Origin of the sequence: Curtobacterium flaccumfaciens UCD-AKU (genome assembly GCF_000349565.1) — a bacterium.
Taxonomy (GTDB): domain Bacteria; phylum Actinomycetota; class Actinomycetes; order Actinomycetales; family Microbacteriaceae; genus Curtobacterium; species Curtobacterium poinsettiae.
On record NZ_KB714631.1, the window covers coordinates 51,502 to 73,654 of the forward strand.

The window sequence follows — 22,153 nt, forward strand, 5'->3', positions numbered from 1 at the left end:
GCGGTCGGCACACGACGCCACCAGGAAGAGTGCGTTGCTGCAACTTTTAGCGGGGCGTCGGGATTTATGGATTCGAGTAGGCTGCTGAACGCGTGGCTGCGTGTGAGGGCGTCGGCGGACTCAGGACGAGCTTGGGAAGCATGGCTGTCGGAATATCGCTCTGGTGAACGTGTGAGAAGTTGAAGAGGGGTTGGGGCAATGACGTGCTCCGCGGTTTCGTCCGGTCGGTCATCATCCCATCACCAGTCAGCGTTTGCCCAAATCGGAGTGGTCTTCCAAGAGAAGACAGCGGGAATCGCAAAAGAGATCATCGCAAGGCTCACTTGGACTGCCGGGACCCACGCGGCCCCGAATGTGTACTGCAGAAACCATAGAGCAAGTGTGACCACGATGATGCCGACTTGCACAAAAAACCAACTGTTCTTCTCGTAGCGGGCAAACGCGATCGTGGCATAGGCAAGTAAGAGCGATCCACCGGATGCGGCCGCGTCCTGTGCGGGCTCGTAGATCGGATAGGCACCGAACACGAGGGCGATCATCGCGGCCACGGTCGCCGAGAGTCCAAAGACCATGCGGGTGCGAAATTGCCAGCGGGGTAGGCGGTTCGAGGGGGCCACCGGAAGTCCTTGTGTCATGACAATTGTTATCGGCAGGGAAGGAGGCGCCGTTAGGAGTTGTCGCATGGCGCGAGCGCTCGGCGCTCATCACTCATCGCTCAAGTGATTGGCTTGTCGTTCAGATGGTGATTCTGTCGCTTAATGAGTAGATCTGCGGAGGTTAGCCACTCGGGCGTGCATCGTGCTGCTAGATTCGACCCCGTATGTGGCGCTGGCGTGCACGGCGCCGCAAAGTGTCGTCGCTAGTCCTGAAGAATCGGGGCCGGCCAAGCAAAGAGTCGTCGCCGATTGTTAGGCAACTTGTCGCTCCGCGATAAAACCGGGTGAGACCATCTGTCTGGCGGGGGAGAAAGCTTTTGCGAGTGACAGTCCGAAGTGCTTGGTGGCCGCGTCGTCGTTGGGGTCGGCGCGCAGGGGACTGAGTGAAACGACCGGAGGACAATCAGTGGTTCGTGGCAGCGCCGTTCGCTGTCTCGCTGACTTCGCGCGCTCTCTGGTCAGGCGCCCCTCCCCGTCCGTGGCGCGACGGGCACCCGGCAGCTCGTGGGACAGTTGCACAGTCCGGTCGGTGCCCGATGACAGTTTCGGAGCCGGGCCAGCTTCCGTGCGGCCCTGCTTGCGTGCCGGTGGCCTGTGACTAGTAACGCTGAACAGCGTGACTGTTGCCACCGAAGTGCCGCAGCTATGCGCCCACCTGTCGGTCGGTTGTCGTGCTTTCGCCGACGACTAGCTCCACCTTCCATCCGGTCTCAGTGGTGAGGTAGGCAGTGAGCGACCCGTTGTCGTTGAGCCCTGGATAGCGATCCTCGTAGAGCATCATCCATCCGTTGCCCCTCGCATTAGCGACCAGTTGTCTCAGCTCTGAATCAGAGTCAAGGTGAAACGCGAGGTGGTTCAGCCCAGCCCGGCGACGATCGTGGTGGCCTCGCTTGACTGCTGGAGCAGTTGTCAGGACGAGGTAGGTGCACCCCCACGTCCATGAGCATCCACGGTCCCATGTGTCACCGCGTGACCAGCCGAGCGTCGTGAGGAGCCAGTCCCAATGCTGTACATCCGCCACTCGATCGTCAGTCCAAAGCTCGACGTGATGCAGGCCACCCATGGGTTCATCCTCGCAGCTTCGAAGGGTACGTCGCGGACTCGTCCGACCGGATCGCGTTCTTGACACCAGCGACAATCTCGTGTGGATCCAGCGCCCCTGACGGTGGAAGGCCGCAAGATCGTTTGGTCTTCGCCACGGCGACCCTAAATCCCGGTAAGAGTGTGAATTCGACGAGGGCGTCCGCTGGCCCTTCGTCGAACGTCGCGACAGGCATGGATCCGCAGCTCGCTGCGATCCCAGCGAGATTGACGCCGCTGGCCGTAGCGGATGGCTGACCGCCGGTCGAGTCGTACACCTCATTGTCGAGAATGATGACTCTGAGATTCTCCGGGGCGTATCGCGCTGCGGTGGCGAGGGAGCCCAGTCCCATCAAGGCGCCGCCGTCGCCCTCGATGGCGATGACGGGACCTGCTACGCCAGCAGCGATACCGAGCGCGAAGGGGATGACATTCCCCATCGCGCCGAGGAGATAAAAGTTGCGCTGATTGGGACTCACCAGAGCCAGGAGCCCAGACGTATTCCCGAGCTGCGCGACGAGGACCGCACGCGGTTCGGCGCTTCGAAGGGCTGCGAGCACCTGGCTGGTCTCAAGCATTCGGCGGCCTATACGTCATGACGAGAGGATCCTGCTGGTGGCGATATTTCGCGCTGAGAGCCTCGGCCTGCGCGAGGACAGAGCCTTGATCCAGCGCGTGAGCACTGAGCCCAAACGCCCGGAAGATGTCCGGGGTCGCCTGACCAACTGGCTGCTGCGTCGGATTGGGGTCGTCCGGACCCCCTCGAAGCGTGACGAGCATTGGCAGGGGAAGGCCGTAGGCGATGACCAGGGAACCGAGAGTGTTGAGGGCGTTTGCAAAACCGGAGTTCTGCATCATCAGGAGCGGTGACCGTCCCGCGACTAGGAGTCCCGACGCGATCGCCATGGCTTCGTCTTCACGTGAGGCTATGAAGGACTCGGTCGCGTCGAAGCGTAGCGGTAGGCCCATGAGGATTGAGCAGGGAACGTAGACGTAGCTGTCGAACGTCATCACATCGACCGCATCGCTTCAGTTCGGCTTCCGACAGGACGCCCAACGGTAGCGGCATAAAGGACTCCCGCTGCCCCTACGGACTCGGCGAGCGATGAGATAGCTGCTTCGATCGCGTCATCGTGTGCGGACTCTCGGCCCGTTTCCATTACGAGATTCTTGACGACTAATGTCCTATCCTCGATTTTCGCATCTACCCGCGCGATCAATTGGTCCTCGGCTAGGATCGGGCAAGCGTAGTAGCCGTATTTCCGTTTGGCGGCGGGCTTGTACGCCTCAAAGGTCTGGGCAAAGCCGAACAGGCGCTGCACGCGCGGACGGTGCCATATCAAATTATCGAATGGACTCAATGCAATAGGGCGCGTAAGGGGTTGGGCTGCCGAAGCGAACGCGTCGGGCGCGATCCATGCGGTGTCCGCCCATCCGTCGACAACGCATTGCTCGGTCGCAAGCTCCGAGAGTGTGGCGGCCGCCTCGTTCTCCGGCATCCTGAGGTAGTCGGCCACGTCTTTCGTCGTTGCGACACCGAGCGCGGAAAGTGCGTTCTGAACGAGCGTCCGTCGCCCTTCTCCCGGGTCCAGCTTCCGGTCCAGGAGACGTTGTGGCAGAACTCGCGTGGGGAGGTCGAAGACCCTTTCCCAGCCGGCCCGTCGGGCGCAGATGATTTCGCCGGTCCACACCATGTGCTCGACCGCTTCTTTGAGTGGTCCCCATCCCCAGCCGGCGCTAGGAGCCTCGCCCCTGCGAAGCTGGCGGGTTCCTTGCGGGCCCTCCGCTTCCAATTGGTCGAGGATCCGGGCTCGGAGTTCCGGAACGGGAGCCCAGTCGAGCTGAGCGGCTTTGATCGAGTCTCGTCGGTAGGACCAGAGTGGCCAGTCCTCGATCGGAACGAGCGATGCTGCATGCGCCCAGTACTCAAAAGCTACTGGCTGCGCCTGACTCCAAAGCCAACTGCTGACGTCGTCTGCCGTCGTCCCGGGGACTCGGGCGCACAGAGCCAGCTCGTGAGCGCGCGCCGTCACCTTGATGGCGTCGAGCTGCAGGATCCGGAGCCTCGCGATGGCGGTAGCGAAGGAGCGCGTGGCGTCATTAAGCCCGGCGGCTCCGATCGCAAGGCGTCGAACCTCGATCGTTGAGAGCGACTCAGGCATCGGACCTACCTGCTACTGGTGTGCGCCGATCGGGACGTCGGGATACTGTCGCCCCACTCTTCGCGAACAGCAGGGTGAGGAGCGTCAGGCATACGAGTGCTAGCGCGCTGATAGACGCGCGCGCTTCGAACCAGAGCGCGTTACTGACCAACAGCCCAACGAGGATCGCGGATGCGCCGTTGGCGAGATCCGTGCTCGCGCCGAGCCAGAGGTTCGCTTCGTGCCGTATTGGTCGTGGCACGTCGGAGTCGACGAGGAGGTACGCGTTGATGTATAAGGGCGTCACGGCCAGGCCTGCCAGTGCGAGGAGGATGCACATCACCCAAACGTTGCTGGCGAGCACGAGCCCGAGGATAGGCATTCCGAAGCCGAAGGTGAGCGCGATGTACTTGTGCCAAAGCGGTTTGTCCCACGACGCCATCGAGTACCAGACGCCTCCGATGACACCGCCAACGCTCACCATCGCGAGGATGACGCCGGACAGTCCGACGGCTCCGAGGTGCGTCGCGTATGCGGGCGCATAAACATCGATACCTCCGAAGACGAATCCCATCGCGGCAAGCGGTGCCAGGATCCGGAGGACGGACACGGACGACAAAGCCCCAAGGATGCGAATAACCGGACCACGGAGTTCGCTGGTCGGCGACTCGTCAGTCGATGCAGCCTGCTCGGTCGACATAGGGGCAGCGCGACGAGAGCGGATGACGTACAGCAACAAGTACACGATCGTCGACGCGATGGTGAGGCCGGCCGCGACCGAATAGGACGCGGCTCCGCCCATCGTCGCTAGGCCCAAGCCCGCCAAGAGGGGGCCGACGACGAACGCACTCTCCTCGAGCAGCGAGTCGAGCGAGTGCGCGACACGCGTCAAGTCGGCGTCGCCGCCGACCACTTCTGACCACTCCACGCGAAGCGCTGCGCTGATCGGAGGTGCCGCCGCTCCGGCGAGTACCACGAACACCAGCGTGAGCTGCCACGGAAGGACGACGGTGACCGAAACGGCGACGAGCCCTAAAGCCACCGACGCGATCGCTGCCATCGGCACAAGCGCGCGCCGCGCCCCGAAACGGTCGACGAGGCGGCCACGGAAGGGCCCGAGCACCGCCAGCAGGATCGTGTAGACACCATCTACGATGGCAGCCGTCGCGAACCCGTATGGCTGAGCCAGGGCCACCAGTAGCGCAAGCGGAGTTGCGGCGGCCGCGATTCGCGCCATCGCAGCAGCTCCGAGTAGAGGTGCCACTCCGGGAGCACGGACAGCCCGCACTAGGAGATCGGATCGCATGGCTAGGCTGCCGATGCTTGGAGGGAATCTGCGTGGAGCAGGACGAGCCGCGCCACCGGCGTGCCACGGCGTATGGTGACGTCCGTGGTGGGTGCGAAGGCGAGGCTGAAGCCGTTCTGAAGCATGCTCTGGTTGGCGCGATCGCTGACCACCCCGAGGGGAACTTCGATTCCCGTTGCCCCGACGGGCAGGGTCGCGAGAAAATAGCCCTTCGGGACATCGACTGTCCAGCCGAGGTGCCACTCGATCGTTCCCTGGCCGTTCGGAAGGAACATGGCCTCCCAGCCTCCGGCCGTCCGATAGTCGTACATCTGCATCCAAGAGCCGCCGGACGTCGTCACCCAGCCGCCGTCGCGGTCCCACGCTTCGGTGCGCCCATACCGACGGCCGACACTGCCGATGTCCTCTCCGTCTTGGAGCCCGAGGTCTGCGTCGTCGAGAGGCCGCATCCGGATGGAGACCGGTGATCGCACCTCCCACCCGAGTTCGAAGCCCATCCGATAGGGAGGACAGTCCGCTTCGAGCCTCGCAATGCGCTTGTGCTTGAAGTGCTCGGCATACAGGTCGCGCTCCTCTCGCAAGGCGCGCACGTCGAGTCGCGGCTTTTCGGGCGTCAGAGCCCAGGGGTGCAGTCGTTCGAACTTCAGGGTGACCAACGGTGTCGCTTCTGATCTCGTGGTGCCGCCCCGGGCTGTGAGCCCGGGGCGGCGGGACGGTGGATTAGTACTACGCGTGGATGTCCTCGAGGCGGCGTGACCGGTCCTCGGGGGAAAGCGTGTCGAGGTCGAAGGTGACGACACTGCACGGGCCGTAGCCGACCATCACCTCTTCATAGGTGAACTCGCCTTCCTGACGCGTCAGCGGGGCAGATTTGAGGTCGACCGCGGTGAGGCTGTTGGCGGCGAAGTCGGGCCCTGCCGTCGCGAAGGTCGTGCCGCGCTTGAAGTTTGTCACGTAGATCGTGTCGTCCTTCGCGTCGACGGTGAGGCCTCGCGGGCCGGGTCCGACCGGGATGTATCGAAGCACCTCGTGCGAGGTCACGTCCACGACGTAGACGCGGTTGACCGCCTCAAGCGTGAAGAGCGCGAGCTTGCCGTCTGGGGTGAACGCGACCGCGCGTCCGCCGATCTCACCGAACTCGATCTTTTCGGACGTGTCCGTCTCGACGTCGATGACGGTGCCGTAGGTGGCCTGCGTGTTCGCGACGAACACCTGCTTCCCCGCTGAATCGAAGTTGAGGCTGTAAGGGTGCGCCGTCTGGTCGATGTCGATCCGGCCAACTTCCCGGACCGACGCGATGTCTCCATGCGCAAGCCCGCTGACGTCGAGCTTGCTGACGAACCCGTCGCCCCAGACGCAGACGTAGGCGAAGCGCCCGTCGGGCGAGATCGCCATGTGTCGGGGATCACGTCCCATCGGGATCTCAGCCACCTGCACGTTGAGGTCCAGGTCGACAATGGAAAGGGTGTCAGAACCGGAGTTGCTCACCAGCGCATGGTGGTCGCCGGGGTAGATCGCCAGCCCCCGCGGGCCAAAGCCGACCTCGATTCGACGTGCCTCCCGAAGTGCGACCGCGTCGATCTCCGAGAGCGTGTTCTGGCTCGTGTTGCACACAAATCCGCGACCGTTCTTCAGAAATTTGACGCCACCACGCGGCGCGTTTCCTACGCGAATCTGTTCAATGAGTCGGTGCTCGCCGGTGCCAGTTTTTGAAACGACCGAAACAACGCCGTCGTCGGTGTCGGTGGAGAAAATTTGAATGTTCGTCATGTCATCATTCCTACCGGATTTCCAACGAGCAAGTCAAGCGCAATTTTGTTTCTATCTGATGAACCAGCGAAGCTTGCCTAAGTTTTCGTAGCGCGCCAAAGATGCGTCATTCGTGGCCCTCTTGTACCGACGCGAGAGACGCAATCTTGCATCCCCTCCCCAATTCCGCCCCCACGCTTCTATTTCCCCGTAGCGTCTGACGCGCATCGGCTACGCACTGACCTGTCTACCCCACTCGTACCCTCGCCCGCAAGGCATGCTGCGCTGGATCTACCAGCCGAGCGTCGTCGGCGGAGGATCGCGACTTCTGACCGCGCTTCGGTTGTCCGGGCCGCTGCGGCCCGGACTTCCTCGGAGCAGAACTTCCCGTTCGAGCGGTCCGCCTTGCGCTAGGAATATGACCGAGCGGCGAGCAGGCCCACCAGTGCGCTGGCCGGCATGCCTGCGGTGAGCCACTGCTTGGGAGACACCCGTTCACCGTTGCGCAGGAGGGTGAGTTTGGGGGCATCCGCGCCTGAAGCGTTGGACCCATGAGCCCGTGAATTCGAGCAGCCAAGACGGCGCTGAGCGAGGGGAGTGGGTGTCGAAGATCGAACTGCCACGCCAGATACAGCTCGCGGCCGTCTCAATTCTCCACATAGATATCGCCGGCAGCTACCGCAGCTTCGACGTCGGTCGATCGAGCATGTAGAAGGTCCGCGACCTCGGCGGCGCCGAAACAAGACTCCATGTGAGCCGTCCAGGTACGGACGGTCGCCTGCTCAACGTCGGCGCGAGCAGTCGACCGTATTGCCTTTACCTGCTCCCGCGTCAGCCACCAGAACGAGTCGTCGGTCTTCGGGGCCGGCAAGCCAATGAGTTGGCCTGGTGTGTCAGCGTATCCTTCCGCCCAGTACCGGATCAGCGCGAGGTCGTGCACCGACATCCCCACCGCATCCTTTGGCGCGAGGCAGACGAGTCTCCCTCCTGGGCTTCGCGTCCGGGCGTCTTCCGCGATCTCCGCGCTGATGTGTCCATCGACCCATATCACTCGGTCCGCTTCGGTGAGATGCAGCATCGCCGCTTTCGCTTTCCACCAAGACCACCCATGGGGAGCTGGCGGCGGATACCCGAACCCGCCAGGTATGTCGGTGGCAGTGCCGCTGGACCTGTATCCAGGCAGACCCACGATCGGCGCCCAGCGTTCGGGTACGAGGTACCCGTTCGCGGTGAGCCAGAACAGTCGGATTGGGAACTCGTCGACCAGGGATCGCAGATCGGCGGTGATCAGTGGATCCCATCGGACGATCACCGGGCGTCCGTGCGCGTCGGTCGTGTCGGCGTCGATGACTCTGGGACGGTTTGCCGGCGGGGGTGATCACGCCGTCCCAGCCGAGAAGCAGGTGGAGCCTCGTTGGGTTTGGTGCGTGGGTCATGTGTCCGCTTTCGGTCTGACTTGGGACGTGTCGGGGGCGAGATCGACGTCGGTTCCTCGTGCGGCGAGAACGAGGTGCGACCTCGCAGGCGGGAGCGTCGCGGTCCAATTGATGGCGGCGACGGTTCTGTGCACACTCGGCGGATGCTCTTCCAAGGACCGGACGATGTGGTTCGCGGTGCGGCCGACCTCTTGAGTGAGAGCACGCATGGTGGTGACGCCGCCAGCGATGAGCAGATGCAGCCGGTCGCGGTCAATGTCGTCGAGGTGCCGCCCGGGTGACTACAGGTCGACTGCCGTGGTCGGCGTCCACGTGACGGGCTCGGGGACTCAACAGTGGCGGAGGCCTACCCGGATTAATCGATCGATTGACGAACGCATCTCGCTGGTCATGCCGATCCTGAACGCGGCGCACTCTGCCGCGTCTCCGCGGCTGCGTCCGATGCGCAGCGGTTCAGGCATCGTGCTTGTGTGCGTCCCGCAAGCTCGCTGGTGCACGTATCGACGGGCGTGCAGAAGTGTCCGGTCGAGGCCGGCATGATGGCCTGCGGCCTCGCAGATCCGTTCCCAGGCGGACGGGGTGAGGAGATCGGCGAGGTTCAGTGATGGTCGTCTGATCTAGTCGATTGGCGTTGGTCCTGCATCGATGACGGCCGCGATCTCGCTGAGAGTCGCGAGGATCGCAGTTGTCTGCTCTGGAGTGCCCGTCATTCGCCAGCGGAGGATCCGGGCGGGCTGCTCATCTCCACCCGCATTCGGTTCGGCGTGGCCGATTCGGCGGAGGATCCCAGACAGCGCGCAGTCGAGGGCCCAGCGCTCGACGTCCCCGCCAGTAGCTGTGCCAAGCAGTCAAGACGCCTGCTCGATCGCCGTGGACCTGTCGATCTGCTTGACTGTAGTCGTCACGGGGTTGTGGCAGCGGGGGCGGGGGACATCGCTCCTGTCGACAACGAGGGGGGAACGACGATGAGTGTCGTGTACACGACTGAGACGATGGCGAACCGGGCGTTCGCAGCGGAGATCCGACACGATCCGGTGGCGTTCACCGCGCTCCTTGAGGAGACGCTCGACGTGAGCGACGCGGGCCTCGGCGAGTTCGTGTCGGTGAGGTGCGAAGGTATCGGGGACATCGACCTCCTCTTGACCTTCACCAACGGCAACCGTTCGACGATTGTGGGTATCGAGTCAAAGTTTGACCACGAGCTAACTGCGGAGCAGGTCGACAAGGAGCTGCAGGCGCTCAATGAGCACGGCGGCGGTCATCTAGTTGTGGTCCTCCCGGAGGTAACCGACGCCTCGGAGTTCACCGACCTGCACGTCCTGGCATGGGCTGACGTCCTCGGCTCGTTCAGGGACTCGCGGCTCACCAACGCCGACGTCGACGCCATGCCACTGACGAAGAGACGAGTCGAACGAGTACTGAGGGACACCAACTTCGGCCGCCTCCTCACCGATCCCGGATGGAAGGTGCACGTGCGGCGAAACGGCAACGGGAACCCGTCGATTGAGTTCCACTCACCGAAGCTCACCTCCGGACGGACGATCCGCGGTCAGATTCAGGTCACCGGTCAGGGCATGCCTACCGATCCCGGAAAACTGCGTCTCGAGTACAGCCTCGGGATCGAGATCCGTACCAAACCAGTAGACGTCGACTTCCCCGACGACGGTGGAACTACGGCCCCGATCTGGGCTCAGCACCTCGCGACCCTGCGCCGGGAGGTGCTGACGGACGACCGTCTCAAGGAACTGACCGTCAGCCTCCACCCCGCGCCCCGCCGCTCCGACGACGACCGTAAGGCGAAGCCGAACGCGCCGCGCGACAACAAGCTCGATGTCGCGGAAAAGCATCTCAAGGACGAGCGCTGGCTCGTCAAGGGCTACACCGACAAGGAGGGCTGGGCGCTCGGCGTGAAGTCGACACCGCACCGTCTCGACGAGCTTGACGACCTCTGCACGACGACAGCGCGCATCCTGAACGAGTGGCTGGCAGTTGAGCCTCATGACCTGGCGGAAGCATTACCCGCGACGGCTCCGTCAGCGTGAGAGGCGAATCAACACAAAGGCTCTCGTCCAAGCCGCCGTCTCGTCGCCGGATCCCGCTTCCCAAGTTGCACGGCTAGCCAAGGCTGTACCGAAACGGCCTCTGCGCAGGCCTTCGATCTGCCCCGAGGAGCGCAGGCAGCTGAACCAAGAGCCGTGCTTTAGTCCGACGCGGAGAGCACCGCTTTGGCCAGGTATCCCACGCTGACTCAAACGGCGTTTGTGAAGACGGTGTTTCGGGTCCGCAACTGACTGCCATTGGGCGGACCAGCGACCCAACACCGAAGCGGTCACACGGCGTGGAGCATGCCGCCATCCCCATGCGCTCGGAGTGGTCGCCACCACCGAATCTGGAGGTCCGCACGGCAACACGCGACGCAACCGATCCGGCCCCGCGCACCCTCGAAGAGGCCCGCGCGTTGCTCCGACGCACAGCGCGCGTGAACGAGGCGTATCGACGTGCCGACCAAGAGCGCCGTCGGTTGATGGCCGAAGCCAACGCTCTGGGCTTCACCAAGAAAGGAACGCCATCCAAGAGAACCTCACGCCTTGCGGGATCCTCGCCTTACGATACCCACTGCGTCACCGCGAATGCCTCGGTAGCCAATCAGTATTCGGAAAGCGCCCCTGCCATCGCGGTGTCGGTTCCGGGAAGGGCAGGCTACCGCGAGCCAGACTCCGTTCTGGGCCCGCACTCGGGCAGTCCTGGACCGAACCGGTCATGTCACGTTCGACCAGCGGCAGGAGAGCACTGCCCTGGCGAGGTTTTCTGTGATGGCGGCCGACCGCTCCCCTGGATCCGATGCGCCCGTCTGGGTGACGCCGTGCGCAGTGAGCTGTGCCAAACGTGCAGTAGTGCCTGTGCCACAAGCACATGGCGAGACCTCCTACTTCCGCGCAAGTACGTCGATCTTTGGCTATACGTTAACTACCCCACTGTACGAACAGCACGACGAAACCCCGGTCCGATCGGACCGGGGTTTCGTCGTTCCCGGGCGCCTCGCACGGCGGTCGACCCCGCCGGAACCAGGTTCCGCGGCTCGAGCGCGATCAGGCGCGCGGCGGCCCCGTCGTCGACCGCACCACGAGCGTCGGTGGCACGAGCGTCCGGATGGGACCCGCCGGGGCTCCCGCAGCCGCGCCGATCCGCTCCACCAACCGCGCAGCCGCCAGGCGCCCGACCTCGTCGTTGTGCGGGTCGACCGTCGTCAGGCGCAGCAGGGGTGACGCGGCGAGCGGGGTCTCGTCGTTGCCGATCACCGAGACGTCCTGCGGCACGCGGAGTCCGGCTTCCTGCACGGCGGCGATCGCACCCATCGCCATGACGTCGTTCGCGGCGAACACCGCGGTCAGGTCGGGGTGCTCCCGGAGTGCGAGCCGCGTGCCCTCGTAGCCGGTGGCTTCCGAAGTGGGGCCGGAGCCGGAGACCAGCGGCTCGATGCCCGACGCGACCAGCTGCGCGACGGTGGCGTCCCGGCGGAGCGCAGCCGGGCCTCCCGAGCCGGTGACGTGGACGATGCGGCGGTGACCCAGCCCGATCAGGTGATCCGCTGCCAGCCGTCCGCCGGCGGCTTCGTCGGAGGCGACCACGTCGAGTCCGCCGGGGACGTCCTCACGCGCACCGGCGACCACGACCGGGGTGTCCGCGGGGACGACGACGTCGGGGAAGCCCTCGGCGGCGAGCACCACGCCGTCGACCCGCAGGGAGACCAGGTCGTCGAAGGGCGAGGAACCGAGGTGGGCGTTGGCGCGGGTGTCGGCGAGGGTGAGGCGGAGCCCGTGCGGGGCGAGGGCCTCGCGGATGCCGTCGAGCATCGGGACGTACCAGGGGTTCCGGAAGTCGTCGACGATGACGCCGATGGTGCGGGTCCGGGTGCCGGCGAGGATCGCGGCGGCGCGGTTCGGGCGGTAGCCGAGCTCCGCGACGGCGGCGAGCACCGCGGAGCGGCGGGCGGGGGAGACCCCGGGGTCGTCGCGCAGCACCATCGACACCAGGGACTTCGAGACGCCCGCGCGTGCGGCGACGTCGATGATCGTCGGCGGGCGAGGGGTCACGCTGAGCCTTTCCGGCACGGTGCTTGACAGGACATGGGCTGGTGCGGCTACAGTCTACCGAGACGTTCTGGAACGTTCCAGAATCGGATCCAGCGACCTTCTCGAAGGAGAGAACATGAGCGACAGCATCGGCGTCGCCGTCATCGGCGCGGGCATGGCGGGCAAGGCCCACATGGCTGCGTGGCGGAACGCACCCTCCCTCTTCACCTCGACACTGCCGCCGGTCCGGCTCGTCTCGGTCGGCGACGTGTACGAGCCCCTCGCCGCCGAGGCCGCACGGCGCTTCGGCTACGAGCGGCACGACACCGACTGGCGGGCCATCGCGGCAGCGGACGACATCGACGTGGTGAGCGTCGTCGTCGCGAACACGCTGCACCGCGAGATCGTCGAGGGGCTGCTCGCCGCCGGCAAGCACGTGCTGTGCGAGAAGCCGCTGTCCGACTCGCTCGACGACGCCCGCGCCATGGCGTCCGCCGCTGCCGAGGCCGAGCAGCGCGGAGTCCTCGGGCGGATCGGGTTCACCTACCGTCGCGCTCCCGGGCTCGCGGCCATCAAGGAGCTCGTCGAGGACGGCACGCTCGGCCGGGTCCTGCACGTCTCGGGCCGGTACTGGACCGACTACGGCGCCTCGCCCGACGTTCCGTTCTCGTGGCGCTTCGCCGGGGAGCCCGGGTCCGGGGCGCTCGCCGACGTCGGCTCCCACCTGTCCTACGTCGCCGAGTTCCTCGCCGGACCGGTCCGGAGCGTCAACGGTGGGACGTTCACCACGTCGATCACCGAGCGACCCGTGGCCGCCGGACACGCCCTGCGGGGGCAGGCGGTCCCGCTCACCGGTGCGACCGCGGCCGTCGGGAACGACGACTACGCCACGTTCAGTGCACGCTTCGGTGACGGCACGGTCGTCGGGTCGCTCGAGGCCTCCCGTGTCGCGGCCGGGCACCCGAACGGCCTCGTCATCGAGGTGTTCTGCGAGCGCGGGGCCGCCCGGTGGGACCAGGAGCGCGCCTCCGAGATCGGCCTCGCGCTGCAGTCCGACGGCTCGCGCACGGGCGGGTACCGCCAGGTCGTGCTCGGCCCGGACCACCCCTACGTCGCGGGCGGCATGGCGATGGACGCCCCGGGCGTCGGTTGGGGGCAGAACCAGATGTTCGAGTACCAGGCGCGGGCGTTCCTCGACGAGGTCGCCGGGCTGTCCGGCGACGTACCCGACGCCCTGCCCGCGAACGCCACGTTCGACGACGGCGTGCACAACATGGAGGTCCTCGACGCTGTGGCACGGTCCGCCGCGGCCGGGGGTGCGTCCGTCGACGTGGCCGACGCCGTCGTCCCGACCACGGAGGGTGTCCGCGCATGAAGCTCGGTCTCTACAACGCGATCCTGCACGACCGACCGCTCGCCGACGCACTCCGGGTCATCGCGGCCAACGGCCTGACCGGCATCGAGCTGAACACCGGCGGCTTCCTGCCCCCGGTGCACGTGCCCGACCTCGACGCGATCCTGGTCGACGACGCAGCCCGTGACGCCTTCCTCGCGCAGTTCGCGGGGACGGGTGTCTCGATCGCCGGCCTCAACTGCAACGGCAACCCGCTGCACCCCGACCCCGCGATCGGTCCCGCGCACGCCGAGGACGTCCGGCGCAGCATCCGCCTCGCCGCCCGCCTCGGACAGGACCGCGTCGTCACGATGTCCGGCCTGCCGGCGGGGGAGCCCGGCGGGACGCGGCCGAACTGGATCGTGAACGCGTGGAACTCGGCCGCGCTCGACGTCCTCGAACACCAGTGGAGCGTCGCGGTGCCGTTCTGGCAGGAGATCGACGCCCTGGCCCGGGAGCACGGCGTGAAGGTCGCGCTCGAGCTGCACCCGCAGAACCTGGTGTTCAACCCGGCGACGATCCGCGAGCTCGTCGAACGCGGCGGGCTGACGAACGTGGGGGTCGAGCTCGACGCCTCGCACCTGTTCTGGCAGCAGATGGACCCGGTGGCGGTCGCCCGCGACCTCGGCCCGCTGGTGTTCCACGCCGCCGCGAAGGACGTCCGGATCAACCCGCACGCGGCGATCAACGGCGTGCTCGACAACTCGTTCCGCCGGTTGTCGACCGACGAGCCACGCACGAACCTGGGCGGCGACGAGTGGGCGAACGAGTGGCCGAAGCCGTCGGCGTGGGACTTCGTCGCGCTCGGCAAGGGCCACGACGAGGCGTACTGGACGACGTTCCTCGAGGCCCTGCGCGCGATCGACCCGGACATGTGGGTGAACATCGAGCACGAGGACACCGAGCTCGGGCGCGAAGACGGCGTCGCGGTCGCCGCGCGCGTGCTGCGCGCCGCGGACGCGGCACTGCCGCACCGGGCCTGACCGTCCGGCGGCAGACCCGCACACCGCCTGGAGGCCCGTGAACCGTTCCGCACACCGGGTGACGGATCCGCTCGTGGTGCGCCGTGCCTCCCGGCCGCACCCTGCGCGGATCGGCCACCGGTGCGCGGAACGACCAGTCGGTGCACCCGTGCCGGGTGCTGTCACCGGGCCGGGGTAGCATGCACGACACCTGTCCTGTGACGATGGAGCCCTGCGTGCCGGAACCGACCGACCCCGCCTTCCCGCTCGAACACGTGCGATCGGTGGGCGACGACATCGTGGCCTCCGTCGCCACGGTGATCGACGGCAAGACGGAAGCCATCCGAACCGCCCTGACGGTGATGCTCGCCGAGGGGCACCTGCTCGTCGAGGACGTCCCCGGGGTCGGCAAGACCGTGCTCGCCAAGGCGCTCGGCGCCTCGGTCGGCGGATCGGTGAACCGCATCCAGTTCACCTCCGACATGCTGCCGTCCGACGTCACGGGCGTGAACATCTTCGACCAGTCGTCCGGCACCTTCCGGTTCTCGCCCGGCCCGGTGTTCGCGAACGTCGTCATCGGCGACGAGATCAACCGCACCAGCCCGAAGACCCAGTCGGCCCTGCTCGAGGCGATGGCCGAGTCGCAGGTCACCGTCGACGGCGTGACACGGCAGCTGGACCGTCCGTTCATGATCGTCGCGACGCAGAACCCCATCGACATGGAGGGCACGTACCCGTTGCCCGAAGCCCAGCGCGACCGCTTCATGGCGCGCATCGCGATGGGCTACCCGAGCGTCGACGCCGAACGGCAGATGCTCGCGAACCGCGGCGGCATCGACCCGCTGTCGCGCCTGCGGCCGATCGTCGACGTCACCACCCTGCGGCAGATCATCGAGACCGTGGCCCACGTGCACATCGCCCCCGACGTCGAGGCGTACATCATCGCGATCGTCCGGTCGACGCGCACGCACCCCGACCTGGTGCTCGGTGCGAGCCCCCGTGCGACGCTGCACCTCGCGCAGGCCGCGCGTGCGCACGCTGCGCTGGCCGGCCGGCCGTTCGTCACCCCCGACGACGTCGCAGCGCTCGCCCCGATCGTCCTCGCACACCGGCTCGTGCCGGTCGCCCGGGGGCTCGGCGGCACCGGCGAGGACACCGTGCGCGAGATCGTCGTCCGCATCGTCTCGGACACCGCCATCCCGTTCACGGCCACCCCCGTCCGCTCCTGATGGCGCGTCCACCGGCACCGCCGTCGCTGCTGCGACGCGTCGGTGCCGCGCGGTCCACGGCCGCCCGGTTCGGTCGCCGCGGGCTCTCGTTGGCACGCCGGACCCCGTTCCCGCGTCCGACGGTCCGCGGCTGGACGGTCATCGCGGTCGGCATCGGCCTGGTCGGCGGCGGCCTGGTCGGCTCCACGAGCGTCGCGGTCACGGCAGGGCTCCTACTGCTCGTGCTCGTCGTGCTCGGCATCGTCATGGCGTTCGTGGTCGCGACCCCGCTGCGAGGCAGCCGCAGCACCGCCCGGGCGATCGTGCAGGTGGGCGAGGTCTACCGCGAACGCATCACCCTGGGCGGCACCAGCCTGCCGTTCGGCCCGCGGGCGACGCTGCTCGTCCGCGAACAGCTCGAGGACGCCTTCGCCAGCCTGGCCGAGGCGGAGACCTACGCCGAGGTCGGACCTGGCCTGCCGCCGGCGGTGCTCGACGTCGAAGCGCTCGCGATGCACCGCGGCCGCTCGCTGGTCGGGCCCGTCACGATCCGGGTCGAGGACCCCTTCGGCCTGCTCCGGATCGACCGTCCCGTCGTCGCGGCCGAAGAGATCGTCGTCGTGCCGGCCTCGGCGCCGCTTGGTGCGATCGACGCCGGAGCGCTCGCCGGTGCCGTCTCCGCCGACGAGGGCCGGGTCGGACAGGGCGGTTCGGCCGACGACAGCGAACTCCGTCCGTACCGACCGGGTGACCCGATCCGCCGGGTGCACTGGGCCCAGAGTGCGCGCCGCGGGGAACTCCACGTCCGCCAGACCACGCAGGCCCAGCCGCCCGAGGCCGTGATCGCGCTCGACGTCCGGCGCGAGTCCTACCAGCGCCTCGGTCGGGAAGACCTCGCCGAGCTCTCCGATCTGGGCGGCGACCAGGCCTTCGAGCACGCCGTGGTGGTGGCCGCCAGTGTCGCCCGCGCGCTCGCCGCCCGGACCTCCCGCGTCGTGCTCGTGTTCGACGGCCCCGAAGGCGCGACCCGGCACGCGGGCGACGTCGGCGGGCTCACCGACGTGCTCGTCGGGCTCGCCGACGTCCGGCTCCGCTCCGATGCGCGACAGGTGACCGACGTCCTGCCCGAGGTCCGCGGCCGCGACGTGCACGGGATGACCGCCGTCGTGACCGGTACCTGCACCGCGGAGGAAGCCGCCGAGCTCGTCAGCGCGACGAGTGGTTCGAGCCGCGGCATCCTGGCGACCATCGTGCCGCCGGACCCTGCTGTCCGGGGCATCCTCGACCGCGGTGGCTGGCGGACCCTCGTGGTGCCGGTCGCCGGTGCGACGCCGTCCGGAGCAGCGCGGTGACCGGGGCGACCTCCCCGGCGCGTGGCCGCGCCGACGTGCGCGAGATCCTGGAGCGGGACGACCTGCGTGACGTCCCGAGCGCCTGGGTCGTCGCCCTCGCGCCGGTGCCCGTGCTCCTCGCCGCCCTCGCCATCCGGCCGCTCGTGCAGGGCATCGCCTGGTGGGTGTCCGGTGTCGTCGTCGTCGCCGTGCTCGTCGCGGTGATGCTCGCGGTGCGCCGGCAGACGCCCGGCATCCGCTTCGTCGTCCTGGTCGGCACGGTCATCGCCTGCTCGTGCGCCGCCGCCCTGGTCAACGACATCCAGCCGCTCGGGTGGCTCGACGCCGACGGAGCCCTCGGGCAGACGCTCGCCGCGATCCGCCTCAACCCGGCACCCCTGCCACAGACCGACGCGATCCGGCTCGTGGTCACGGCGTCGATCGGGTGGGTGGCGGCGGTCGCACTGTTCCTCGCCGCCATCGCGCGGATCCCGTCGCTCGCCGCGGCGCCGGCCCTGGTGATCCTGATCGTGCCGGGCGTCATCACCGGCCAGCCCGCCGGTACCCCGCTCGTCATCGCCACGTCGGTGGCGTTCCTCGCCCTGCTGTGGTTGTCGGTGCGCCCCGTGCAGCGCGCACTGCCCGCCGCCGTCGTCGGTGCCATCGGGCTCGTCGTCGCCATCGGACTGCCGACGATCGTGCCGCTCAACGCCAGCTGGCTGTCCGGTGTCACCGGTGCGATCCAGTCCCCGATCCAGCCCGGACGGCCCGGCACGCTGCTCGAACTCGGCAACGACCTGCGCCGGCCGAGCGAGCTCGAGGTCTTCCGGTACCGCTCGTCGGACGGGCAGCCCGAGTACCTCAAGCTCGCCGACCTGGACGAGTTCGGCACGGGGGACTGGGTGCCGACCGTGACGAACGCGGCCGAAGCCGACACCGCCGACGAACAGCAGTGGGCCGAAGGCGTCAACCCGCGCCTGGCGAGCCGCGGCGACGTGACGGTCCGTATCACCGGGCTGTCGAGCACCTACCTGCCGGTGCCGTCAGGTGCGGTCTCGATCGAGTCGCAGTCCACCAACCTCGACCTGTCGCAGTGGCGCTGGATGGGGAACTCGAGCACCGTCCGGTCGACCGGCGCCGCGACGGCCCGGGGTGCGATGTACGAGGCGTACGGCGCCTCGACCTTCGCCAACGACTACCTCGACGCGGTCGCCGCCTCGGGGGTGCTCGCGCGCTCCGACGGCCGTGGCTTCCGGGAGCCCAGCCGCGAGCAGCTCCGCACCGACCTCGCCCTGCCCGACGACCTGCCGGCGAACATCTCGTCCACCGCCACCCGTGTCGCCGCAGCCGCGACCGACGACTACGGCCGGGCACGGGCGCTCGAGCAGTGGTTCCGCAGCGACCTGTTCACGTACTCCGAGACCGCTCCGGTGGAGCAGGGCTACGACGGCGACAGCATGGACGTCGTCTCGACGTTCCTGCGCGTCCGCGACGGGTACTGCGTGCACTTCTCGTCCGCGATGGCCGTGATGGCCCGGACGCTCGGCATCCCCTCGCGCATCGCGGTGGGGTACCGGGCCGGGTCGCCGCAGCCCGACGGCGAGTACGCCGTGTCGAACCGGCAGCTGCACTCGTGGCCCGAGCTGTACATCGAGGGTGCCGGCTGGGTCGCGTTCGAGCCGACGCCCGACTCCGACGAGGCCGCTCCGTCCGAAGAACCCTCGGCCTCGCCGACGGCAGCGGCACCGGAGACCCCGCTGCCGGCGCCCGAGCAGACCACCCCGGCGGAAGAGGCGGCGTCGTCGACTCCGTCGGAGTCCCCGGTTCCGGGTGCTGCGGGTGCGTCCAGCACCGGCGGCGGCGGTGGCCCCGTCGGTCTGCTGGTGGGCCTGTTGCTCGTGCTCGCGGTCCTGGTCGCCCCGGGCTTCGTGCGTGCCGTTCGTCGCCGCTCCCGGCTGTCGGCGATCGCCGCCGGTCGGTCACCTGCCGTGCAGGCGTGGCGGGAACTGCTCGACGACGTCGCCGACCACGGGTACGCCCCGGGCCTCGCGCCGCCGGGTGACGCCGCCGCCGTGGCCCGGACTGCCCGAGCCGTGCTCGGACGCCTGCGGCCCGGACTGCCCGCGTCGGTCGTGCCGCACCTGGAGGCCGCCGTCGACGCGGTCGACCGTGAGCGCTTCGCCGCCGACGGGGCCGCATCGGCGGACGGTGCGGCGCTGGGCAGCCACGTCCGACAGGCCCGTGTCGCCCTGGACGAGTCGGTGCCGAGCGTGCGCGTCGTGCGGTCGCGGCTGCTGCCACCGAGCCTGTTGCCGTCGTCCGCCTGGTCCCACGACGGGCCGAAGCCCCGCCGTCGGGATCGTCGCTCGGCCTGACGCCGGCGCGGGCGCGTGGTGCGAGCCTCGCACGGTGCGGGGTTCGTCGGGCGCTGCGGGGTTCGTCGGGTGGTGCGTGGTTGGTGGCTCGGTGCGGGGCTGTAGGCGTGCACGGGGCGGTCGAGCGGGCACGGGGTCGCGAACCTCGCACGGTGCGGGCTCCGTTGGGCGATGGCTCGGCGGATGTTGCACGGTGCGGGGTTCGTCGGGCGCTGCGGGGTTGGTCGGGTGGTGCGTGGTTGGTGGCTCGGTGCGGGACTGTGGGCGTGCACGGGGCGGTCGAGCGGGCACGGGGTCGCGAACCTCGCACGGTGCGGGCTCCGTTGGGCGATGGCCCGGCGGATGTTGCACGGTGCGGGGTTGGTCGGGTGGTGCGTGGTTCGTGGCTCGGTGCGGGGCTGTAGGCGTGCACGGGGCGGTCGAGCGGGCACGGGGTCGCGAACCTCGCACGGTGCGGGCTCCGTTGGGCGATGGCTCGGCGGATGTTGCACGGTGCGGGGTTCGTCGGGCGCTGCGGGGTTGGTCGGGTGGTGCGTGGTTGGTGGCTCGGTGCGGGACTGTGGGCGTGCACGGGGCGGTCGAGCGGGCACGGGGTCGCGAACCTCGCACGGTGCGGGCTCCGTTGGGCGATGGCCCGGCGGATGTTGCACGGTGCGGGGTTGGTCGGGTGGTGCGTGGTTCGTGGCTCGGTGCGGGGCTGTAGGCGTGCACGGGGCGGTCGAGCGGGCACGGGGTCGCGAACCTCGCACGGTGCGAAGCCCCGACCGCCGCGCCCCGACCGCCGCGCCCGACCGCCACGCCCGCCCGCGGGCCGCGGCAGCGTCAACGCCGGCGGATGACCGCCTCGAGCAGGGTCGCGACCAGCTCGCCCGGGTTGACCCCCGGCAGCGCCGGCGCGTCGAACACCAGGCCGACGTTCGCCGCGATGAGCACGTTCGCGAGCTCCTCCGGCGTCATGCCCACGTCGACCTCGGGGTGGCCACCGAGCCACAGCCGCACCAGTTCGAGCACGCCGTCCTGCAGCACCCGGCGCTGCCGGATGAACTCGGGCAGGAACTCCGGGTGCCGGACGGCGTACCCGCGGAACGTCGACAGCAGCGCGAACTGTTCGCTCTGGTCGTTCTGACCGAACGCGACGCGCAGGACGTTCCCGACGTCGACGGAGTCGATGTCGGCGTGCACGAGTTGCCGCAGGGAGCCGAGCACCACGTTGGTGGACCGCTGCATGACCTGTCCGAGCAGGTCTTCCTTCGACGAGAAGTTCGAGTAGACCGCACCCTTGCTGAACCCGGCGCGCGCAGCGACCTCGTCGAGCCGGGCGCCGTGGACCCCCTGTTCGGCGAAGACGGCCGCACCGGCGGCGAGCAGGCGTTCTCGGACCTCGGCGCGCGGGATGCGCTGGGCGGGGGAAGCGTCGTCGCTCATCGGTTGGTGCTCCGACCTGTGCTGGTGGTCGTCGGGGAGAGCATCGTGGAGGAGACCTGCCGCGCCGCGCGTCTGATCCCGCGCGGCATCAGCGAAGCCCCCATCCCCACGTCTGCTCGGAACCGCCGCGTTCGGGTCGCGTCGGTGCTGTGCGGACAGCGTTCACCGGGATCGCACCGGCAGAACCACCAGGACGATACCCGGCGGTACTGATCGTACCGTCGCGGAGCCGCGGATGACAGCCCCTCAGTCCTCATGATCTTCCCGGACGCTGCCGGCACCGGTCCGACGCCCCGGTCGACGGAGCAGTCGGAGCGCGTCCGGTCGCAGGCTCCGACCGCGCCGGAGCAGCGAACCCAGGGTCGACTTCGGCTGCCAGTCACGACCGTTCGGCAGGCCCCAGCCGCGGCGGACCGCGCCCCAGCGGAGCCCGAGCGACAGGGTGATCGCGAGCAGGATGCCGATCGAGGGCGACCCGAGGGCCGAGGCGATCACCATCGTGGCCGACGCGGCGACGGCCACGGTGGCGTACAGCGCGTTCCCGCCGAAGACCGCCGGCACCCGTCGCAGCAGCAGGTCGCGCATGGCCCCGCCACCGACCGCCGTGATGGTCCCCATGATGATCGCGGCGGGCCAGTCGAGGCCGGCGTCGTAGGTCCGCTGCACGCCGACGACCGCCCAGAACCCGATCACGGCGGCGTCGAGCACGGTGAACAGGCGGTCCCAGGTGATCTCGGAGAACGACACGAGGAACGCGATGAGCGCCCCGGCGACGGCGACCGGCACGTACAGCGGGTCGACCAGTGCGACGGGCGGCCCGTTCTGCAGCAGGGTGTCGCGGAGCATCCCGCCACCGAGTCCGGAGACGAACCCGACGACCAGGAACCCGAACAGGTCGAAGTCCATCGCGCGGGCGATGGAGCCGCCGAGCAGGGCGGACGCGAAGACCCCGGCGAGGTCGAGCACGTTCGTGACCGACGCCAGGCCGTCGACGGACAGCAGGTTCATGAGAACCATC

General features: G+C 68.3%; 18 protein-coding genes. 7 read left to right on the plus strand and 11 right to left on the minus strand.

Going from position 1 to position 22,153, the window contains the following annotated elements:
* Window positions 1-239: 239 nt before the first annotated feature.
* The 8 genes from H489_RS33980 to H489_RS37860 all read right to left on the minus strand — a co-directional run bounded on the left by H489_RS33980 (window position 240) and on the right by H489_RS37860 (window position 8,244).
* The gene (locus H489_RS33980) at window positions 240-539 is read right to left on the minus strand and encodes a hypothetical protein (protein ID WP_167578324.1); all 300 of its coding nucleotides are present in this window, start codon (window positions 537-539) and stop codon (window positions 240-242) included.
* A gap of 1,184 nt (window positions 540-1,723) precedes the next feature.
* The gene (locus H489_RS37070) at window positions 1,724-2,314 is read right to left on the minus strand and encodes a thiamine pyrophosphate-dependent enzyme (RefSeq protein WP_017888326.1); all 591 of its coding nucleotides are present in this window, start codon (window positions 2,312-2,314) and stop codon (window positions 1,724-1,726) included.
* The gene (locus H489_RS37075; RefSeq protein ID WP_017888327.1) at window positions 2,307-2,747 is read right to left on the minus strand and encodes a hypothetical protein; all 441 of its coding nucleotides are present in this window, start codon (window positions 2,745-2,747) and stop codon (window positions 2,307-2,309) included. Before H489_RS37075 ends, H489_RS37070 begins: the two co-directional genes overlap by 8 nt.
* The gene (locus tag H489_RS0119785; protein ID WP_017888328.1) at window positions 2,747-3,898 is read right to left on the minus strand and encodes a winged helix-turn-helix domain-containing protein; all 1,152 of its coding nucleotides are present in this window, start codon (window positions 3,896-3,898) and stop codon (window positions 2,747-2,749) included. Before H489_RS0119785 ends, H489_RS37075 begins: the two co-directional genes overlap by 1 nt.
* Window positions 3,891-5,114, minus strand: coding sequence for an MFS transporter (locus H489_RS33990; RefSeq protein WP_017888329.1), 1,224 nt, complete (start codon window positions 5,112-5,114; stop codon window positions 3,891-3,893). The genes H489_RS0119785 and H489_RS33990 overlap by 8 nt, the downstream gene beginning before the upstream one ends.
* Before the next feature lie 71 nt (window positions 5,115-5,185).
* Window positions 5,186-5,839, minus strand: coding sequence for a hypothetical protein (locus H489_RS33995; RefSeq protein WP_031260352.1), 654 nt, complete (start codon window positions 5,837-5,839; stop codon window positions 5,186-5,188).
* 70 nt (window positions 5,840-5,909) lie between these two features.
* Complete coding sequence (locus H489_RS34000; RefSeq protein WP_031260353.1) at window positions 5,910-6,953, minus strand: beta-propeller fold lactonase family protein; 1,044 nt, start codon at window positions 6,951-6,953, stop codon at window positions 5,910-5,912.
* A gap of 625 nt (window positions 6,954-7,578) precedes the next feature.
* Window positions 7,579-8,244 carry a hypothetical protein gene (locus H489_RS37860; protein ID WP_152427335.1) on the minus strand — a complete coding sequence of 222 codons (666 nt, stop codon included), beginning with the start codon at window positions 8,242-8,244 and terminating at the stop codon, window positions 7,579-7,581.
* A gap of 267 nt (window positions 8,245-8,511) precedes the next feature.
* Between H489_RS37860 and H489_RS38390 the strand changes: the two genes are divergently transcribed.
* Entirely contained in the window at window positions 8,512-8,649 is a 138-nt protein-coding gene (locus tag H489_RS38390) for a hypothetical protein (protein ID WP_017888333.1), read from the plus strand.
* 693 nt (window positions 8,650-9,342) lie between these two features.
* Complete coding sequence (locus H489_RS34010) at window positions 9,343-10,410, plus strand: hypothetical protein (RefSeq protein WP_152427336.1); 1,068 nt, start codon at window positions 9,343-9,345, stop codon at window positions 10,408-10,410.
* Between the two features lie 1,047 nt (window positions 10,411-11,457).
* Here the strand turns inward: H489_RS34010 and H489_RS34015 are convergent.
* The gene (locus tag H489_RS34015) at window positions 11,458-12,462 is read right to left on the minus strand and encodes a LacI family DNA-binding transcriptional regulator (RefSeq protein WP_017888335.1); all 1,005 of its coding nucleotides are present in this window, start codon (window positions 12,460-12,462) and stop codon (window positions 11,458-11,460) included.
* Between the two features lie 115 nt (window positions 12,463-12,577).
* Here H489_RS34015 and H489_RS34020 point away from each other — a divergent pair, with 115 nt between their 5' ends.
* From H489_RS34020 to H489_RS34035, 5 genes are all read left to right on the plus strand, one after another.
* Window positions 12,578-13,816, plus strand: coding sequence for a Gfo/Idh/MocA family protein (locus H489_RS34020; RefSeq protein WP_017888336.1), 1,239 nt, complete (start codon window positions 12,578-12,580; stop codon window positions 13,814-13,816).
* Window positions 13,813-14,817, plus strand: coding sequence for a sugar phosphate isomerase/epimerase family protein (locus tag H489_RS34025; RefSeq protein WP_017888337.1), 1,005 nt, complete (start codon window positions 13,813-13,815; stop codon window positions 14,815-14,817). The genes H489_RS34020 and H489_RS34025 overlap by 4 nt, the downstream gene beginning before the upstream one ends.
* Before the next feature lie 203 nt (window positions 14,818-15,020).
* Entirely contained in the window at window positions 15,021-16,025 is a 1,005-nt protein-coding gene (locus H489_RS34030) for an AAA family ATPase (RefSeq protein ID WP_051067424.1), read from the plus strand.
* Entirely contained in the window at window positions 16,025-17,356 is a 1,332-nt protein-coding gene (locus H489_RS37080) for a DUF58 domain-containing protein (protein WP_017888339.1), read from the plus strand. Before H489_RS34030 ends, H489_RS37080 begins: the two co-directional genes overlap by 1 nt.
* Window positions 17,353-19,710, plus strand: coding sequence for a transglutaminaseTgpA domain-containing protein (locus tag H489_RS34035; protein WP_017888340.1), 2,358 nt, complete (start codon window positions 17,353-17,355; stop codon window positions 19,708-19,710). Before H489_RS37080 ends, H489_RS34035 begins: the two co-directional genes overlap by 4 nt.
* A gap of 822 nt (window positions 19,711-20,532) precedes the next feature.
* Here the strand turns inward: H489_RS34035 and H489_RS37085 are convergent.
* A complete protein-coding gene (locus H489_RS37085) occupies window positions 20,533-21,135 on the minus strand; it encodes a TetR/AcrR family transcriptional regulator (protein WP_017888341.1) in 603 nt (200 codons plus the stop codon).
* Between the two features lie 246 nt (window positions 21,136-21,381).
* Window positions 21,382-22,143, minus strand: coding sequence for a trimeric intracellular cation channel family protein (locus tag H489_RS34045; RefSeq protein ID WP_017888342.1), 762 nt, complete (start codon window positions 22,141-22,143; stop codon window positions 21,382-21,384).
* Window positions 22,144-22,153 lie beyond the last annotated feature (10 nt).

Coding starts and splice junctions, on each gene's coding strand:
- H489_RS37085 (WP_017888341.1), bottom strand. CDS start 21,135: ATGAGCGACGACGCTTCCCCCGCCCAGCGCATCCCGCGCGCCGAGGTC.
- H489_RS37080 (WP_017888339.1), top strand. CDS start 16,025: ATGGCGCGTCCACCGGCACCGCCGTCGCTGCTGCGACGCGTCGGTGCC.
- H489_RS37070 (WP_017888326.1), bottom strand. CDS start 2,314: ATGCTTGAGACCAGCCAGGTGCTCGCAGCCCTTCGAAGCGCCGAACCG.
- H489_RS34025 (WP_017888337.1), top strand. CDS start 13,813: ATGAAGCTCGGTCTCTACAACGCGATCCTGCACGACCGACCGCTCGCC.
- H489_RS0119785 (WP_017888328.1), bottom strand. CDS start 3,898: ATGCCTGAGTCGCTCTCAACGATCGAGGTTCGACGCCTTGCGATCGGA.
- H489_RS38390 (WP_017888333.1), top strand. CDS start 8,512: ATGCTCTTCCAAGGACCGGACGATGTGGTTCGCGGTGCGGCCGACCTC.
- H489_RS34030 (WP_051067424.1), top strand. CDS start 15,021: ATGGAGCCCTGCGTGCCGGAACCGACCGACCCCGCCTTCCCGCTCGAA.
- H489_RS33980 (WP_167578324.1), bottom strand. CDS start 539: ATGATCGCCCTCGTGTTCGGTGCCTATCCGATCTACGAGCCCGCACAG.
- H489_RS33990 (WP_017888329.1), bottom strand. CDS start 5,114: ATGGCGCGAATCGCGGCCGCCGCAACTCCGCTTGCGCTACTGGTGGCC.
- H489_RS34020 (WP_017888336.1), top strand. CDS start 12,578: ATGAGCGACAGCATCGGCGTCGCCGTCATCGGCGCGGGCATGGCGGGC.
- H489_RS37075 (WP_017888327.1), bottom strand. CDS start 2,747: ATGACGTTCGACAGCTACGTCTACGTTCCCTGCTCAATCCTCATGGGC.
- H489_RS34045 (WP_017888342.1), bottom strand. CDS start 22,143: ATGAACCTGCTGTCCGTCGACGGCCTGGCGTCGGTCACGAACGTGCTC.
- H489_RS34000 (WP_031260353.1), bottom strand. CDS start 6,953: ATGACGAACATTCAAATTTTCTCCACCGACACCGACGACGGCGTTGTT.